At 65.6% G+C, this 14770-nt stretch carries 12 protein-coding genes; 10 read left to right on the plus strand and 2 right to left on the minus strand.

The features are described 5' to 3' along the window. The first annotated feature begins 200 nt into the window (after positions 1-200). The 5 genes from BSY18_RS17275 (at position 201) to BSY18_RS17295 (ending at position 5292) form a co-directional block, all read left to right on the plus strand. Positions 201-1208 carry a LacI family DNA-binding transcriptional regulator gene (locus BSY18_RS17275; RefSeq protein WP_069052002.1) on the plus strand — a complete coding sequence of 336 codons (1008 nt, stop codon included), beginning with the start codon at positions 201-203 and terminating at the stop codon, positions 1206-1208. Between the two features lie 123 nt (positions 1209-1331). Next, the gene (locus tag BSY18_RS17280; protein WP_054136286.1) at positions 1332-1970 is read left to right on the plus strand and encodes an RpiB/LacA/LacB family sugar-phosphate isomerase; all 639 of its coding nucleotides are present in this window, start codon (positions 1332-1334) and stop codon (positions 1968-1970) included. A 22-nt stretch (positions 1971-1992) separates the two neighbouring features. Continuing rightward, positions 1993-2751, plus strand: coding sequence for a 2-dehydro-3-deoxy-D-gluconate 5-dehydrogenase KduD (gene kduD / locus BSY18_RS17285; RefSeq protein WP_069051308.1), 759 nt, complete (start codon positions 1993-1995; stop codon positions 2749-2751). After that, the gene (locus tag BSY18_RS17290; protein ID WP_069051309.1) at positions 2748-3764 is read left to right on the plus strand and encodes a sugar kinase; all 1017 of its coding nucleotides are present in this window, start codon (positions 2748-2750) and stop codon (positions 3762-3764) included. Before kduD ends, BSY18_RS17290 begins: the two co-directional genes overlap by 4 nt. Next, the gene (locus tag BSY18_RS17295; RefSeq protein WP_069051310.1) at positions 3751-5292 is read left to right on the plus strand and encodes a carboxylesterase/lipase family protein; all 1542 of its coding nucleotides are present in this window, start codon (positions 3751-3753) and stop codon (positions 5290-5292) included. The genes BSY18_RS17290 and BSY18_RS17295 overlap by 14 nt, the downstream gene beginning before the upstream one ends. On the opposite strand, the gene BSY18_RS17300 is transcribed toward BSY18_RS17295, so the two are convergent. Then, positions 5261-5692, minus strand: coding sequence for a cupin domain-containing protein (locus BSY18_RS17300; RefSeq protein WP_069051311.1), 432 nt, complete (start codon positions 5690-5692; stop codon positions 5261-5263). The two genes, BSY18_RS17295 and BSY18_RS17300, sit on opposite strands and share 32 nt — an antisense overlap. Continuing rightward, positions 5689-7047 carry a pectate lyase family protein gene (locus BSY18_RS17305; RefSeq protein WP_069051312.1) on the minus strand — a complete coding sequence of 453 codons (1359 nt, stop codon included), beginning with the start codon at positions 7045-7047 and terminating at the stop codon, positions 5689-5691. Before BSY18_RS17305 ends, BSY18_RS17300 begins: the two co-directional genes overlap by 4 nt. A gap of 251 nt (positions 7048-7298) precedes the next feature. On the opposite strand from BSY18_RS17305, the gene BSY18_RS17310 reads away from it, so the two are divergent. From BSY18_RS17310 to BSY18_RS17330, 5 genes are all read left to right on the plus strand, one after another. Continuing rightward, positions 7299-10199 (plus strand): TonB-dependent receptor, encoded by a 2901-nt coding sequence (locus tag BSY18_RS17310; RefSeq protein ID WP_069051313.1) that lies wholly within the window; start codon positions 7299-7301, stop codon positions 10197-10199. 57 nt (positions 10200-10256) lie between these two features. Further along, positions 10257-11258 carry an alpha/beta hydrolase gene (locus BSY18_RS17315; protein ID WP_069051314.1) on the plus strand — a complete coding sequence of 334 codons (1002 nt, stop codon included), beginning with the start codon at positions 10257-10259 and terminating at the stop codon, positions 11256-11258. Positions 11259-11290: 32 nt separating this feature from the next. After that, entirely contained in the window at positions 11291-12871 is a 1581-nt protein-coding gene (locus tag BSY18_RS17320; protein WP_083231538.1) for a family 43 glycosylhydrolase, read from the plus strand. Positions 12872-12990: 119 nt separating this feature from the next. After that, positions 12991-14301, plus strand: a complete 1311-nt coding sequence (gene purB / locus BSY18_RS17325) for an adenylosuccinate lyase (RefSeq protein WP_069051315.1) — start codon at positions 12991-12993, stop codon at positions 14299-14301. A gap of 101 nt (positions 14302-14402) precedes the next feature. After that, positions 14403-14741 carry a hypothetical protein gene (locus tag BSY18_RS17330; protein ID WP_054136277.1) on the plus strand — a complete coding sequence of 113 codons (339 nt, stop codon included), beginning with the start codon at positions 14403-14405 and terminating at the stop codon, positions 14739-14741. The last annotated feature ends 29 nt before the right edge of the window (positions 14742-14770 follow it).

The raw sequence follows: 14770 nt of genomic DNA on the forward strand, positions 1-14770 counted from the left end.
GTCCATCTCTATGACCGGCTGCGTAAAGGAAACCGGTGTCATTCGCAAGTGGCGGTGTTTCGCCCGAGCGTTGGATGCATGGATAGCGCGATGGTAACCGGTGTCAATGCGCATCCCATTGCCATGATGACCTTGGCGGGGCTAGGAGAAACCGGGCACTGACACCGGTGTAGTCTGGCGATGGAATGGAAACGCGCGTGATGAAGGCAAAGGACGGCAAGCCGACCATCAACGACGTCGCCCGGATCGCCGGCGTTTCCAAGAAAACGGTCAGCCGGGTGATCAACCGTTCGCCGCTGCTCAACGAGGCGACGCGCGAGAAGGTCGAGGCGGTGATCGCCGAGCTTGGCTATGTCCCCAACCCGCAGGCGCGCGCGCTGGCACTGCGGCGCAATTTCCTGATCGGGCTGATCCACGACAACCCCAATGCGCAGATGGTGCTGGGGGTGCAGCAGGGGATCTTGTCGGCGATCCGCGATACCGAGTTCGCGCTGGTGGTCCGCCCGGTCAACCGGCGCTCGCCCGACATGCTCGATGATGTCCGCGCGTTTCTCGACCAGCAGCGGCTGTTCGGCGTGATGCTGCTGCCACCGATTTCCGAGAACGATGCGCTCGCGGCGCTGTGCGAGGAACTGGGCGTGACCTATGTCCGCATGGGATCGGTCCGGCTCGACGATGACGCGCACATGGTCGCCTCCAACGACCGCGAGGCGGTGGCCAAGGCGGTCGCCTATCTGGTCGGGCGGGGACACAGCCGGATCGGCTTCGTCGCAGGGCCCGAGGGCTTCCGTTCGGCCGCAGAGCGCGCTCTGGGTTATAGCGATGCGCTGGAAACCGCAGGGATCGTGCTCGACCCTGCGATCATGGCCGAGGGCAGCTACACCTTCGAAACGGGAATCGCTGCGGGCGAAAAACTGCTCGCGGCGACACCCCGGCCCAGCGCGATCTTTGCCAGCAACGACGAGATGGCCGCCGGCGTGCTCCATGCCGCGCGCACCCAGGGGCTGTCGGTGCCCGAGGATCTGTCGATCGTCGGTTTCGACGATACCGCGATCGCCGCGCACATCTGGCCGCCGCTCACCACCGTGCGCTGGCCGATCGAGGCGATGGCCAAGGCGGCGGCGATCAAGCTTATCGACCCGGCCGAAGCGCGCAAGCACCCCTCGCATTTCCTGTCCGACCTGATCGAGCGTGCCTCGGTCGCCTGACGACCCTGCGGGCCGGGGCAGGGCCAGTTTGGGGTTGCGCCGATCTATGACACCGGTTACCGTCTTTGCCATCAAGCCACAGCAATGCGGGACGCGAGACAGCGTCCACACGAGAGGACAGATATGAAGATCGCCCTGATCACCGAGAACAGCCAGGCTGCCAAGAACGCCATCATCCACGAAGCGCTGACCGATGTCGCCGAACCGCTCGGCCATCAGGTGTTCAATTACGGCATGTATTCCGCCGAGGACGCAGCCTCGCTGACCTATGTCATGAACGGGCTGCTCACCGGCATCCTGCTCAATTCGGGCGCGGCGGATTTCGTGGTCACCGGCTGCGGCACCGGAATGGGATCGATGCTGGCGTGCAACGCCATGCCCGGCGTGTTCTGCGGACTCGTCATCGACCCGACCGATGCGTTCCTGTTCGGCCAGATCAACGACGGCAACGCGATCTCGATGCCCTATGCCAAGGGCTTCGGCTGGGCGGCAGAGCTCAACCTGCGCGATGTCTACGGCAAATTGTTCGATGGCGAACGCGGGCTCGGCTATCCCAGGGAGCGCGCCGAGATCATGCGCACCAACCGCGGTATTCTGAAGGACCTCAAGGCTGCCAGCTGCCACGACATGCTGACCGTGCTCAAGACCGTCGATCAGGACCTGCTCAAGGCTGCGATTGCAGGCGAGCGCTTTGCCGAGTATTTCTACGCCAACGCAAGCGACCAGGAGATGGCGGCGTATCTGAAGGGTATCACGGGCTGAGGCCTGCTAAGGGACACGGGACATGACAGCCAGCCCCTTCGATGTTGCAGGCAAGACCGCTTTGGTCACCGGCGCGAACACCGGCATCGGCCAGGCGATTGCGGTCGCGCTCGCTGAAGCCGGCGTCGATGTCGCGGTCGCGGGCCGATCGGAGCCGACCGAAACGCTCGCCGCGATCCAGGCGACCGGGCGCAAGGCGGTGAACATCGCCGCGGACTTCGGCTTGATCGAGCCGGTGGGGCGCGTGATCGACGAGGCGCTGGCGGGGCTTGGACGGCTCGATATCCTGGTCAACAATGCCGGCATCATCCGCCGCGCCGATCTGCTCGACTTCGGCGAGGCGGACTGGGACGCGGTGATCGACACCAACCTCAAGACGCTGTTCTTCCTCAGCCAGGCTGCAGCGCGGCATATGGCGAGTCGCGGATCGGGCAAGATCATCAACATCGCCTCGCTGCTGACCTTCCAGGGCGGGGTGCGGGTGCCGAGCTATGCCGCGGCCAAATCGGGCGTCGGCGGGGTGACCAAGGCGATGGCGAACGAACTCGCGCCCAAGGGCGTCCAGGTCAACGCGATCGCGCCGGGCTACATCGCCACCAACAACACCGCCGCGCTGCAGGCGGACGAGACGCGCAACCGCCAGATCATGGAACGCATCCCCGCCGGGCGGTGGGGCCGGCCGCAGGATATTGCCGGCGCGGCTTTGTTCCTGGCATCGCCTGCGTCGGATTACGTCACCGGCCATATCCTAGCGGTCGATGGCGGCTGGCTCGCGCGATGAGCAAGGCGGGCGCGGTCGTCTGTTTCGGGGAAATGCTGCTGCGGCTCTCGCCGCCCGGCGTGCGAATGATCGTGCAGGCCCAGGCGCTCGAGATGGCGGTGGGCGGCGCGGAGGCCAATGTCGCTGCCGGGCTCGCCTCGCTGGGGCACGAGGCGCGGATGGTGACGCTGCTGCCCGCCAGCCCGCTGGGCGACAAGGCGCGTTCCGAGCTTGGCGCTGCGGGGGTGGACATCCGCTACGTCGCGCGCGGGCCGGGGCGCATGGGGCTGTATTTTCTCGAGCCGGGCGCGGGGCTGCGCCCTTCCTCGATCACCTATGACCGCGCCGGATCGGCGTTCGCGCAGTGCGACGCGGGTGCATTCGATTTCGCAGGCGCGCTGGATGGCGCCGCCCTGCTGCATCTGTCGGGGATCACCCCTGCATTGGGCCCCAATGGCGTCGCACTCGCCCGCGCTGCCGTTGCTGCGGCGCAGGCGGCGGATGTACCGATCTGCTTCGATGGCAACTACCGAGCGCTGCTGTGGGACGCATGGGACAGCGATCCGCGCGCGATCCTGACCGAACTGGTGGGGGCTGCGACGGTGCTGATCGGCAACCACCGCGATATCTCGCTGCTGCTGGGCAAGGCCTTTTCGGGCGATGGCGCAGAGCGCAGGCGCGAGGCGGTGGATGCGGCGTTTGCAGCCTTCCCCAATCTCGAGCTGGTTGCCTCGACCGCGCGCCATGTGGTGAGCGGCGATCACCACCGCATCGCCGCGCGGGTCGATACCCGTGCGTCAAAGCACCAGACCACCGAGATCGATGTCACCGGTATCGTCGACCGGATCGGCACCGGCGATGCCTTTGCCACAGGCGTGCTGCACCAATATCTGCAAGGCGGCGATGCGCAAGCGATGGCCGAAACCGGGCTGGCGCTCGCCGCGCTCAAGCATTCGCTGCCGGGCGACCTGTGCCTGATCGGTGCGGGCGAGCTGGCGGCGTTCTCGTCTGCCGGCGGCGATGTCCGGCGCTGAGCTTTCCCGGCGTTCGCTGCTGGGCGTCGGCGCGGCGCTGATCGCGACCCCGGCGCTGGCCAAGGGTGCTGACCCAAAGGTCGGTCGCTTCACCGGAGTGCGCGAGCAGGGCGTGCTCGCGTTCAAGGGCATCCGCTATGGCCGCGCGCAAAGGTTCGCGCGCGCGGTTCCGGTGGTGGCAGATGGCGCGGTCAAGGCGCAGGACTTCGCCCCCATCGCGCCGCAGCGCGGCAATCCGGATCTGCCGCAGTCCGAGGATTGCCTGTTCCTCAACATCTGGACGCCTAACGCCAATCCTGCCGCGAAGCGTGCGGTGATGGTGTATTTCCACGGCGGCGCCTACTCCAACGGCACCGTCACCGACCCGTTGACCCATGGCGCCAGGCTCGCGGCTTCAGGCGATGTCGTGGTGGTGACGGTCAACCACCGGCTGAATGCGCTGGGCTATGCCTGGCTCAAGCCGCTGGGCGACCGCTTTGCCGATAGTGGCAATCTGGGCCAGCTCGACCTGATCCTCGCGCTCGAATGGGTGCGTGACAATATCGCAGGTTTCGGCGGTGACCCGGGCAAGGTGATGGTATTCGGCCAGTCGGGCGGCGGGGCTAAGATCGCGACCTTGATGGCGATGCCCGCAGCAGATGGCCTGTTCCACAGCGCCGCGACGATGAGCGGCCAGCAGGTCGTCGCCAGCGGCCCGGGCAACGCGTGGAAGCGGACGCAGGCGCTGATCGCGGCGCTGGGCCTCCAGCCCGGCGATGCAGAAGGGCTGCTGGCAATGCCCAGCGAGCGCATCGTCGAAGCGCTCACCGCGACAGATCCGATCATGGGCGGGGCGGTCTATTTCGGCCCGGTGCTCGACATGACCAACCTGCCGCGCCACCCGTTCTGGCCCGATGCCGCGCCGCAATCGAACCACATTCCTATGATCCTGGGCAACACGCGAGAGGAGACGCGCGCGTTCATCGACCCCAGGGGCGCGAAGCTCAAGGGTCTGGGGTGGGACAATCTGGCCGATCGCGTTTTGCCCGAAATCAAGATCGACCTCGATGTCGATTGGGTGGTGGCGCAGTACCGCGCGCAATATCCCGACTGGAGCCCCGAACAGATCTTCTATTCGGCGACCACCGCGGGCCGGTCGTGGCCGGGGCAGGTAATCGAGGCGGATGCGCGGGCGCAGGCGGGCGCAGCGGCGACCTGGGTGTACCAGCTCGATCGTGCCTCGCCGATCGACCCCTTGCGCGGCGCGGCGCACACCGACGACATTCCCTACGTGTTCGGCACGCTCGATGCCCCCGGAAGCATGAGTGGCACCGATGCAGGCGCGCGCGCGACCCGCGGCATCATGATGCAGGCGTTTGCCGGGCTGGCCAAGACCGGTGTGCCCGGGCTCGCGGAGTGGTCGCCCTACAGGCTGCCCGACCGCGCAACCTTGGTCGTCGGCGACGGCACCGCGACCGCCCTCAACGACCCGCGCCGCTGGGAACGCGAGCTCTGGGCTAAGGCTCCTTACGTTCAGCCGGGGAGCTGATCGGCGCTTCCCTGGGTTCTGCCACGGGATAGGCGATGATCAGCGCGAGCGGCTTGTCCCCCTTCTGCCAGATCCCCACCACCGCGCCGTCATAAAGATACGCGGTCATCCCGGGTTTGAGCGTTGCGCGCTGGCCGTCAGAGACGACCTCGCCCTGGCCGTCGAGCACATAATAGACCTCGTCGTGGGCGATTGCGTGCTCGCCGATCGCCGACCCGATATCGAGCGTGCGGCGGCGGAATTCCATCCGGCGCGGTTGCGGCGCATGGTCGCTGATCCGCCACGCGGTGCTCATCCCGATGGCGCCATGCGGCGGCGGCTCGCGGCGCACGGTGTCGGCCTCGTCGATCACAGCCATCGGCGGGGCTGCGAGCAGCAGCAGCGCGAGAAGGCCGCTCATGGCTGGGGCCGAGCTTGGCGCTGGGGCATTTCGCGGTCACGGGTGGAAAGCGATTCCTGGCTCTCCCCCTTCTGCCCGGGATATTGCCCCGATTTCGGGGTCATCGTGTCGAGGTTCCACTCGGCCTCGACGAAGCGTGCGGCGGTGAGGGCAGGCCTGGGGTAGCCGCCGACCTCGCTCTCGTCGTCGATGATGTCGCCGCGCCCTTCGGCAACGAAGAACAGCACGCGGATGTCGTCAGGCGCACGGTCCCAGGGGCGGGCGCCTGCGGTCTGCAGCAACGATGTCTCGACCTCGCCCGAAGGCAGGATGCGGTATTGCGACAGATCGGCGAGCGGCGCCCTGGCGGTGATCAGTTTCGCGCGAGTCTCGCCATAGCGGCCGAACTGGGGGAGGGGATTGCCGTGCCGGTCGACCGCGCGGTTGTCCTTGCCGAAATAGGCAAGGTCGCCATCGCCGCCCAGCATCAGGAAGGGCAGTCCTTCGTTGGTGTCGTTGCCGCCGCGCATGACATTGCCGACCGCGGTGATCTCGCCGGTGACATAGTCCTGCCCCAGCCATTCGAGATTCATCAGGTTGTAGTGCACCGCGCGGTGGCCGGGATTGTAGATCAGGTTGTTGATCATCGCGACCTGCGCCCCGCCCTTGACCAATGGCGCACGCTCGACATTGTGCGCCCAGACATTGCGGTAGAAGGTGATGTGGGTGGCGTTGTCGTGGATCAGCGATCCCTTGGAGTGCTCGCCCTTGGGGTGGCTCGAATTGGCAAGCCCTTCGGCGGCAAGGTTGTCGCGGAAGACGATGTGGTGGCTGGTCCCGGCGCGCCACTCGGCAAGCGTCTTGCCGGTAAAGCGCGGGCCGGATGCGGACATGTTCTCGTCCACCCCCCACAGAAAGCTGCAATGCTCGACCACGATGTTGCGCGCCGCGACGGTGGAAAACGAATCCGCCTCCCAGCCCGACATGCGCGCCTGGCCATCCGCGCCGGTCATGACGCGCAGGTGCGAGACCACGACATCGTGCGTCTTCACATCGATCCCGCCCTTGATCAGCGTGATCCCCGGCGACGGCGCGGTCTGTCCGGCGATGGTGACGAACGGCTCGGTGATGTCGAGCGAACTGCGCCCCAGATCGATCACCCCGCCGACCTCGAACACGATGATGCGTGGGCCCTTGGCGGCCAGGGCTTCGGCGAACGATCCCGGACCCGATTTGGCCAGCGTCGTCACCTTGATGATTCGCCCGCCTGCGCCGCCCCGGGTGGGGTCGGCCGGATGCGGCTCGGCCAGCACCGGTGCGAGGGTGGCAAGCGCGAATGCGCCGATGCACAGGGTTTTTCCCAGTCTTGCAAGCATGTCTCTCTCCCGTTGCCATGGTTATTGACAGACGCCCGACTTGAGGGCAATACATAATGACACCGGTTACCGTGTTAGCATTTGTTGCCGAGGCGCACGCCGGAAAGACAGTAAAAGACAGTGTGTGCTCGCCAGCCGATCTGGACGAGCACGGGAGCCAGGGTGTCGAAGAGGGTCAGGGCGTGTCCGCGTCTTCTCCTTTGACACCGGTAGCAATAGGCCCGAAAAGGGCAATTGGGAGGGGATTGAACATGGGCAGTCGGATTTCGCAGCGGGCATCGCGCGTTTCTATCATCAAGCTGGCACTGCTTGCAGGCTGCGCATTCGGTGCGGCAGGCACGGCGCAGGCGCAGGACGCCACCGCGCAGGACCAGGCCGCCGAGAATGACGCCGTTGCCGCCGACGAAATCGTCGTCACCGGTTTTCGCCAGTCGCTCGAGGCCGCGATCAACCTCAAGCGCAATTCGGTGGGCGCGATCGATGCGATCGTCGCCGAGGATATCGCCAAGTTCCCCGACCAGAACCTCGCCGAATCGCTGCAGCGCATCCCCGGCATCTCGATCACCCGCGATGCCGGCGAAGGCCGCGCGATCACCGTGCGCGGTCTGGGCAGCCAGTTCACCCGCGTCCGCGTCAACGGGCTCGAAACCGTCGCCACCTCCACCGACGGCGCTTCGGCCAACCGCGACCGCGCGTTCGATTTTAACGTCTTCGCCTCCGAACTGTTCAGCTCGATCGTCGTCCACAAGACTGCCGAGGCCAGCCTCGACGAAGGTTCGCTGGGTGCTGTGGTTGACCTCAACACCGGCAACCCGCTCGCCGCCAAGGCGGGCTTCACCGCGGTCGGATCCGCGGTGGTGAGCTATAACGACCTGTCCGAATATGCAGGGCCGCGCCTTGCAGGGCTGCTGAGCTGGCGCAACGATGCCGGCACGTTCGGCGTGTCGCTCTCTGCCGCGTATCAGAAGACTCAGGTGCTGGAGCTGGGCAACAACACGGTGCGCTGGGCGCAGGCCCGCTTTGACTCGGTCAATGGCACCCCCTGTTTCCAGCAGAGCGCGGCCAATACGGCAGGGCGTCCGAACAGCGGGGGCGTGTATCGTCCCAGCGCAGCCTGTGACCAGGCCACGCTCTCCTTCCATCCGCGCATCCCGCGCTATGGTGAAGTGAAGCACGACCGCGAGCGTCTGGGCATCACCGGATCGATCCAGTTCGCACCGACCGACATGACCAAGTTCTCGATCGACGGTCTTTTCTCGCGCTTCAATAGCGACCGCCGCGAGCGCTGGGGTGAAGTGCTGTTCCGTTCGAACGAGCGCTCGATCGACGTCATCAATCCGGTGTACGACACGAACAACAACATGATCAGCGGCACGTTCAACGATGCCTGGGTCCGCACCGAACATTACCTGCGCGAAAGCACCACCGAATTCTACCAGGTCGGCGGAACCTGGGACCAGGATCTTTCGGACAGCTTCCGCTTCACGCTACTGGGGGGCATTTCCAAGTCGACCGCAGACATTCCGGTGGAAACGACCATCGTTTTCGATGACCGCGACGCGCAGGGCTATAGCTACGACTATTCCGACATGAAGCGTCCGAAGCTGACCTTCGGCACCAGCGTCACCGATCCGGCGGTCTTCCAGCTCGCCGAGATCCGCGATCGGCCATCTGAAATCGTCAACCAGTTCAAGACCGCTCAGCTGCGCACCGAATGGGATGTGGCCGAGGGTTTCACCATCAAGGCGGGCGTTATGTGGCGCCGGTTCGAATTCGACACCGTGGCGTTTACCCGCGACACCGCGGTGTGCGGCAATGGCGGCCTTGACCGCGTGCTGGGCACGGTCACCTGTTCGCCAACCGCCGCATTCGGCCCTGCCGCTATCTATGGCCTGCCCGTCACCGCGCAGATCTCCGAATTGTTCGAGCTGGGCAAGGCAGGTCAGCCGGCAGGCAATACCAACGCCTGGCTGGTCCCGAACCTCGACACCGCGGCCGAATTCACCAAGCTCTACAGCCGTCCGCTCGCGCTGGACGCAGGCAACAATCGCGGGGTGCAGGAAACGACCAAGGGCGGCTATGTGCAGTTCGATGCGAAGGGCGAACTGCTCGGCGTGGAATATGCCCTGAACGCTGGCATCCGTTACGTGAAAACCGAACAGTCCTCATATGGTCTGGTCGGCACGGTCGATCGGACGGTGGAGCGTAGCTATGACGACTGGCTGCCGTCTGCCAACCTGGCGATTTTCCCGACGCAGAACGTCATCCTCCGGTTCGCCGCAGCGGACGTCATCACCCGCCCGACGCTGGGCGCCTTGACCCCAGGTGGAACGGCGGATGGTTTCAACTACCGCGTGAGCACGGGCAACCCCTTCCTCGAACCCTTCCGCGCCACCAATTATGACATGTCGGCGGAATGGTATTTTGCACCTCAGGCTGTTCTGTCGGTCGCCTGGTTCAAGAAGAACATCGCCACCTTCACGCGCAGCGATTCCATAACCGAGCTGACCTATGCGCAAACCGGCGCCCCGGTGACATCGCTCAACCCCAGCTCTCCTGCAGCGATCAATCCGTCGCAGCTTCTGGAACCCCGCTGGGTGCTGTCCACGACTGTGAACGGCGAAGGTGCGACGCTCGAGGGATGGGAAATCGCGGCACAGATTCCGTTCTCCGCCTTTACCGACGGGTTCCTGGGCAATTTCGGCATTCTGGCCAACGCGACCTTCATCTCCTCCGATGCCGATTATCAGCTGCAAGGACCGATCACGGTTGCAAACCAGCCCAACGGCAATCTTGGGCCGCTCACCAACGTCAATGTCACCAACACACTCGCCAACGTGTCGAAGCGTTCCTACAACGGCACATTCTATTATGACGACGGCAAGTTCTCCGCCCGTGTCATGGCCACCTATCGCAGCCGGTGGCACGAAGGTGCGAGCGGCACCGGCAACATCCTCGAAGGCTTTGGCAGCCAGTTCAACCTCGATGCCTCGATCCGCTACAAGGTGACCGAATGGCTTGAGGTTTCGCTGGAAGGCAACAATCTGACCGACACCTATCGCTATCGCTTCACCGATTTCGATGCGGACCGGAACTACGAGAACAACCATTTCGGCCGCACCTTCTTCCTCGGTGCACGCTTCAAATACTGATGACAACCGGGTCAGCGGTTCGACGCTGTTCCTGCTGAATTGACCGGAGGAGTCGCCATGAAGATCGATCGCCGATCCCTTATGGCGGCTCCTCTGGCTTGGGGGATGGCGCACAGTGCATGGGCGCAGACCGCCGTGCCGAAGGTGCCGGGCGGCGCGCTCCCGCCAGGGCTGCCGCAACCGTCCGAAACCATCGATCTGTGGCCCGGTGGCGCGCCTGGCATGCCCGCACGAGCCCTTGCCGAGACCGTGCAGGAACGCTCGACCGACCGGCTGGTCACCGATCGGGCGGTCTTTGGCATAACCAAGGCCCGGATGGCGGTGTTCAGACCCGACCGGCCCAATGGCGCTGGCGTGCTGATCACGCCGGGCGGCGGCTATCGCTGGGTGGTGGTCGACAAGGAAGGCTATGAAATGGGCCGCTGGCTGGCAGCGCGCGGCTTTACTGCGTTCGTGCTGTTCTACCGGCTGCCGGGCGAGGGCTGGGCGGCAGGGCCGGATGTGGCGCTCGCCGATGCGCAGCGCGCGATGCGGCTGATCCGCGCGCGTTCCGGCGACTATGCGGTAGATCCAGAGCGCGTGTCGGCGATGGGCTTTTCCGCTGGCGGCCATCTGTGTGCCGATCTCGCCACACGGTTCGATGCCAAGGTGTATGCGCCGGTCGACGAGGCGGACAAGCTTTCCGCCAAGCCGCACAGCGCAGCGCCGATCTATCCGGTGATCTCGATGACCGCGCCCGATGCGCATGCCGGATCGCGCGAACTGCTCGTCGGCAAAAGCGCGAGCCCGGCGCTCGAGGCCGCGCATTCGCCGCATCTGAACGTGCCCGCCGATGCGCCGCCGTTCTTCCTGCTCCACGCCGAGGATGACGATGCGGTGCCGGTCAACAACACGTTGCTGCTGCGCGCTGCGCTCAAGGTGAAACAGATCCGCGTCGAGACGCATCTGTTCGAGCATGGCGGGCATGGCTTTGGCCTGCGCAAGGCGATCGGCAAGCCGGTCGAGGTCTGGCCCGAGCTCTGGCGCGCCTGGGCGCGGACAACCGGGCTGGCGCTGTGAGTTCGCCCCCCACCTTCGACCGGCGCGGCGCGATGGCCTCGGCCGGTTTGACCGCTCTGGCGCTGGCCGCACCTGCGCGCGCCAGCACTGCCCCGGCGCCGATGCCCTCCCCAGACTGGCGCCGGGGTCTGGACAACCAGCGGGTCGCCGATCTGGGCGATGGCACCTTCCTCAATCCGGTGCTTTCAGGCGACCGGCCCGATCCCGCAATCCTCAAGGATGGCGAGGACTATTACCTCACCTTCTCGAGCTTCGAATCCTATCCCGGGCTGCTGATCTGGCATTCGCGTGATCTGGTGAACTGGGAGCCCCGCAAGCCAGCGCTCACCCGCAACATCGGATCGGTCTGGGCGGTCAGCCTGGAGAAGCACGAGGGGCGCTATTTCCTGTATATCCCGGTGAAAGCGTCGCCGCAGAACGACATCTTCGTCATCTGGGCAGACCATATCGACGGCCCCTGGAGCGATCCGGTGCCGCTGGGGCTGCACAAGCATATCGACCCCTGCCACGCGGTCGGCGAGGACGGGTCGCGCTGGCTGTTCCTGTCGGGCGGAGACCGCGTGCGGCTGTCCGACGACGGGATGCGCGCGACCGGCGAGGTCGAGCATGTCTACGACCCGTGGCGCTATCCCAGCGAATGGGATGTCGAGGGCTTCGCGCCCGAGGGCCCCAAAATCCACCGCATCGGCAAATGGTTCTACATGCTCACCGCCGTGGGGGGCACGGCGGGGCCTCCCACGGGTCATATGGTCATCGCTGCCCGTTCGCGATCGATCCACGGCCCGTGGGAGCAGCATCCCGGCAATCCACTGGTGCGCACCACCGATATCCGCGAGGCGTGGTGGTCGCGGGGCCATGCCAGCCTGGTCGAGGCGCCCGATGGGTCATGGTGGAGCCTGTATCACGGCTATGAGAACGGCTTCTGGACGCTCGGGCGGCAATGCCTGCTCGATCCGGTGGAGTGGGGCGCCGATGGCTGGTTCCGCATGACCGGGGGCGATCTTTCGCAGCCGATTCCCAGGCCCAAGGGGGGCAGGGCGCTGCCGCACGGCATGGCGCTGAGCGATGATTTCGCGACGCTGCAGCTGGGCACCAAATGGTCGTTCTTCCGTCCTGCGCCCGACGAGGCCGCGCGCGTGCGGGTGCAGGACAACGCATTGTTCCTGCGCGGCAAGGGGCTCGCGCCGTCCACCGGATCGCCGCTGCTGCTGACCGCGGGCGACACCTCCTATCGCTTCGAATGCGACATCGAGCTGGCGCCGGGCGGTACCGCGGGGCTGGTGCTGTTCTATGACGACAAGCTCTACGCGGGTCTGGGCTTCGATGCAGTGCGCTTCGTGACCCACCAATACGGCATAGAGCGCGCGCGCCCGGTCAATCCGCATGGGGGCCGGATGCGTCTGAGGGTCATTAACCGCCGCCATATCGTGAGCTTTCACACATCGGGCGATGGCGGCAGGACCTGGCTCAAGTTCGATCGCGGCATGGAAGTGTCGGGCTATCATCACAATGTCCGCGGCGGCTTTCTGATGCTGAGGCCGGGGCTATATGCGGCGGGACCAGGCGAGGCGGCGTTCCGCAATTTCCGCTTTACCGCGCTCGCCGCGGAATAGGGGGTGCGCGCGGCGGCCCGTGGTTGAACCCGCGCCCGCTTGCTGCTAGCTGCCCGGGCGAAACCGCCGGGGCGCAAGGGTGCCCTGCTTGCCCCACGCTCCAGTTGCAAGGACAGCTTATGGTCCCCCGTTATTCCCGCCCCGCCATGACCGCCATCTGGGAGCCCGAGGCGAAGTTCCGCATCTGGTTCGAGATCGAGGCGCACGCCACCGATGCGCTGGCCGAATTGGGCGTGGTGCCCAAGTCCGCCGCCAAGGCCTTGTGGGCGTGGTGGGCGACCAATCCGGTGATCGACGTTGCCGCGATCGATGCAATCGAGGCGGTCACCAAGCACGATGTCATCGCGTTCCTCACCTGGGTGGCCGAGCAGGTCGGCGACGAGGCGCGCTTCATGCATCAGGGCATGACCAGCTCGGACGTGCTCGATACCTGCCTTGCGGTGCAGCTGGCGCGCGCCTCCGATATTCTTCTTGCCGATCTCGATGCGCTGCTGGAAGCGATCGAGCGCCGGGCGATGGAGCACAAATATACGCCGACCATCGGCCGCAGCCATGGTATCCATGGCGAGCCGACCACCTTCGGCCTCAAGCTCGCGCAGGCCTATGCCGAGTTCGACCGTTGCCGCGCCCGCCTCAAGGCCGCGAAGGCCGAGATCGCCACCTGCGCGATTTCGGGTGCGATCGGCACCTTTGCCAACATCGATCCGCGCGTCGAGGCGCATGTCGCCAAGAAGCTCGGCCTGGCGCTCGAGCCGGTTTCGACCCAGGTCATCCCGCGCGACCGCCACGCGATGTATTTCGCGACGCTGGGCGTGATCGCCTCGTCGGTCGAGCGGCTGGCGACCGAAGTGCGCCATCTGCAGCGCACCGAGGTGCTCGAGGCCGAGGAGTATTTCTCCCCCGGCCAGAAGGGCTCGTCGGCGATGCCGCACAAGCGCAATCCGGTCCTGACCGAAAACCTCACCGGGCTCGCCCGCGTGGTCCGCGCCGCCGCGATCCCCGCGATGGAGAATGTGGCGCTGTGGCACGAGCGCGATATCTCGCACAGCTCGGTCGAGCGCTTCTTCGGCCCCGATGCGACGATCACGCTCGATTTCGCGCTCGCCCGGCTCACCGGCGTGATCGACAAGCTGCTGGTCTACCCTGCGCGGATGCAGAAGAACCTCGACAAGATGGGCGGGCTTGTCCACTCGCAGCGGGTGCTGCTGGCGCTGACCCAGGCAGGCGTGAGCCGCGAGGATGCCTATCGCCTGGTCCAGCGCAACGCGATGCAGGTGTGGGAATCGGACGGCGAACTGTCGCTGCTCGAACTGCTCAAGGCCGATGCCGAGGTGACCGCCGCGCTCACGCCGCAGGAGATCGAGGAGAAGTTCAACCTCGATTACCACTTCAAGCATGTCGACACGATTTTCGCGCGGGTCTTCGGCTGATCCGGGCACCGAAACCCAAGCGACTGGCCATGACGCGATTATGCTCCTATGCTCCCGCCGACCGCCGGGACGCGGACACTTATTGAGGAGACACCGCGGTCATGCAGTTCCTGAAGACACTGGTGATCATCATGCTGGTCGTGGTGTTCATCGTGTTTGCCTATAACAACTGGCAGGCCGTCACGCTCGATCTGTGGGGCGGGCTGCAGCTGGTCACCAAACTGCCGGTGCTGCTGATGCTGACTTTTCTGGCGGGCTTCCTGCCGCTTTGGGCCTACCATCGCACCAGCAGCTGGCGGATGAAGCGGCGGATCGTGACGCTGGAGGCCAATCAGACGCGCGCTGCCGCTACTGCCGCATCACCGGTGCAGGCCGCGCCGCAGCCGCCTGCCAGCATCATCAACGAACAAGAACCGGAGAGCGCCTTGCGCTCGGTATGACACGGTCAACAGGGGGTCTCGCGCACATC

Origin of the sequence: Blastomonas sp. RAC04, from assembly GCF_001713435.1 — a bacterium.
Lineage (GTDB): Bacteria > Pseudomonadota > Alphaproteobacteria > Sphingomonadales > Sphingomonadaceae > Blastomonas > Blastomonas fulva.

What these genes read in the sequence shown, in the direction of transcription:
- BSY18_RS17330 (WP_054136277.1), top strand. Translation starts at nt 14,403, where the DNA reads ATGCAGTTCCTGAAGACACTGGTGATCATCATGCTGGTCGTGGTGTTC.
- BSY18_RS17320 (WP_083231538.1), top strand. Translation starts at nt 11,291, where the DNA reads ATGGCCTCGGCCGGTTTGACCGCTCTGGCGCTGGCCGCACCTGCGCGC.
- BSY18_RS17310 (WP_069051313.1), top strand. Translation starts at nt 7,299, where the DNA reads ATGGGCAGTCGGATTTCGCAGCGGGCATCGCGCGTTTCTATCATCAAG.
- BSY18_RS17295 (WP_069051310.1), top strand. Translation starts at nt 3,751, where the DNA reads ATGTCCGGCGCTGAGCTTTCCCGGCGTTCGCTGCTGGGCGTCGGCGCG.
- purB (WP_069051315.1), top strand. Translation starts at nt 12,991, where the DNA reads ATGGTCCCCCGTTATTCCCGCCCCGCCATGACCGCCATCTGGGAGCCC.
- BSY18_RS17290 (WP_069051309.1), top strand. Translation starts at nt 2,748, where the DNA reads ATGAGCAAGGCGGGCGCGGTCGTCTGTTTCGGGGAAATGCTGCTGCGG.
- BSY18_RS17315 (WP_069051314.1), top strand. Translation starts at nt 10,257, where the DNA reads ATGAAGATCGATCGCCGATCCCTTATGGCGGCTCCTCTGGCTTGGGGG.
- BSY18_RS17305 (WP_069051312.1), bottom strand. Translation starts at nt 7,047, where the DNA reads ATGCTTGCAAGACTGGGAAAAACCCTGTGCATCGGCGCATTCGCGCTT.
- BSY18_RS17275 (WP_069052002.1), top strand. Translation starts at nt 201, where the DNA reads ATGAAGGCAAAGGACGGCAAGCCGACCATCAACGACGTCGCCCGGATC.
- BSY18_RS17280 (WP_054136286.1), top strand. Translation starts at nt 1,332, where the DNA reads ATGAAGATCGCCCTGATCACCGAGAACAGCCAGGCTGCCAAGAACGCC.
- kduD (WP_069051308.1), top strand. Translation starts at nt 1,993, where the DNA reads ATGACAGCCAGCCCCTTCGATGTTGCAGGCAAGACCGCTTTGGTCACC.
- BSY18_RS17300 (WP_069051311.1), bottom strand. Translation starts at nt 5,692, where the DNA reads ATGAGCGGCCTTCTCGCGCTGCTGCTGCTCGCAGCCCCGCCGATGGCT.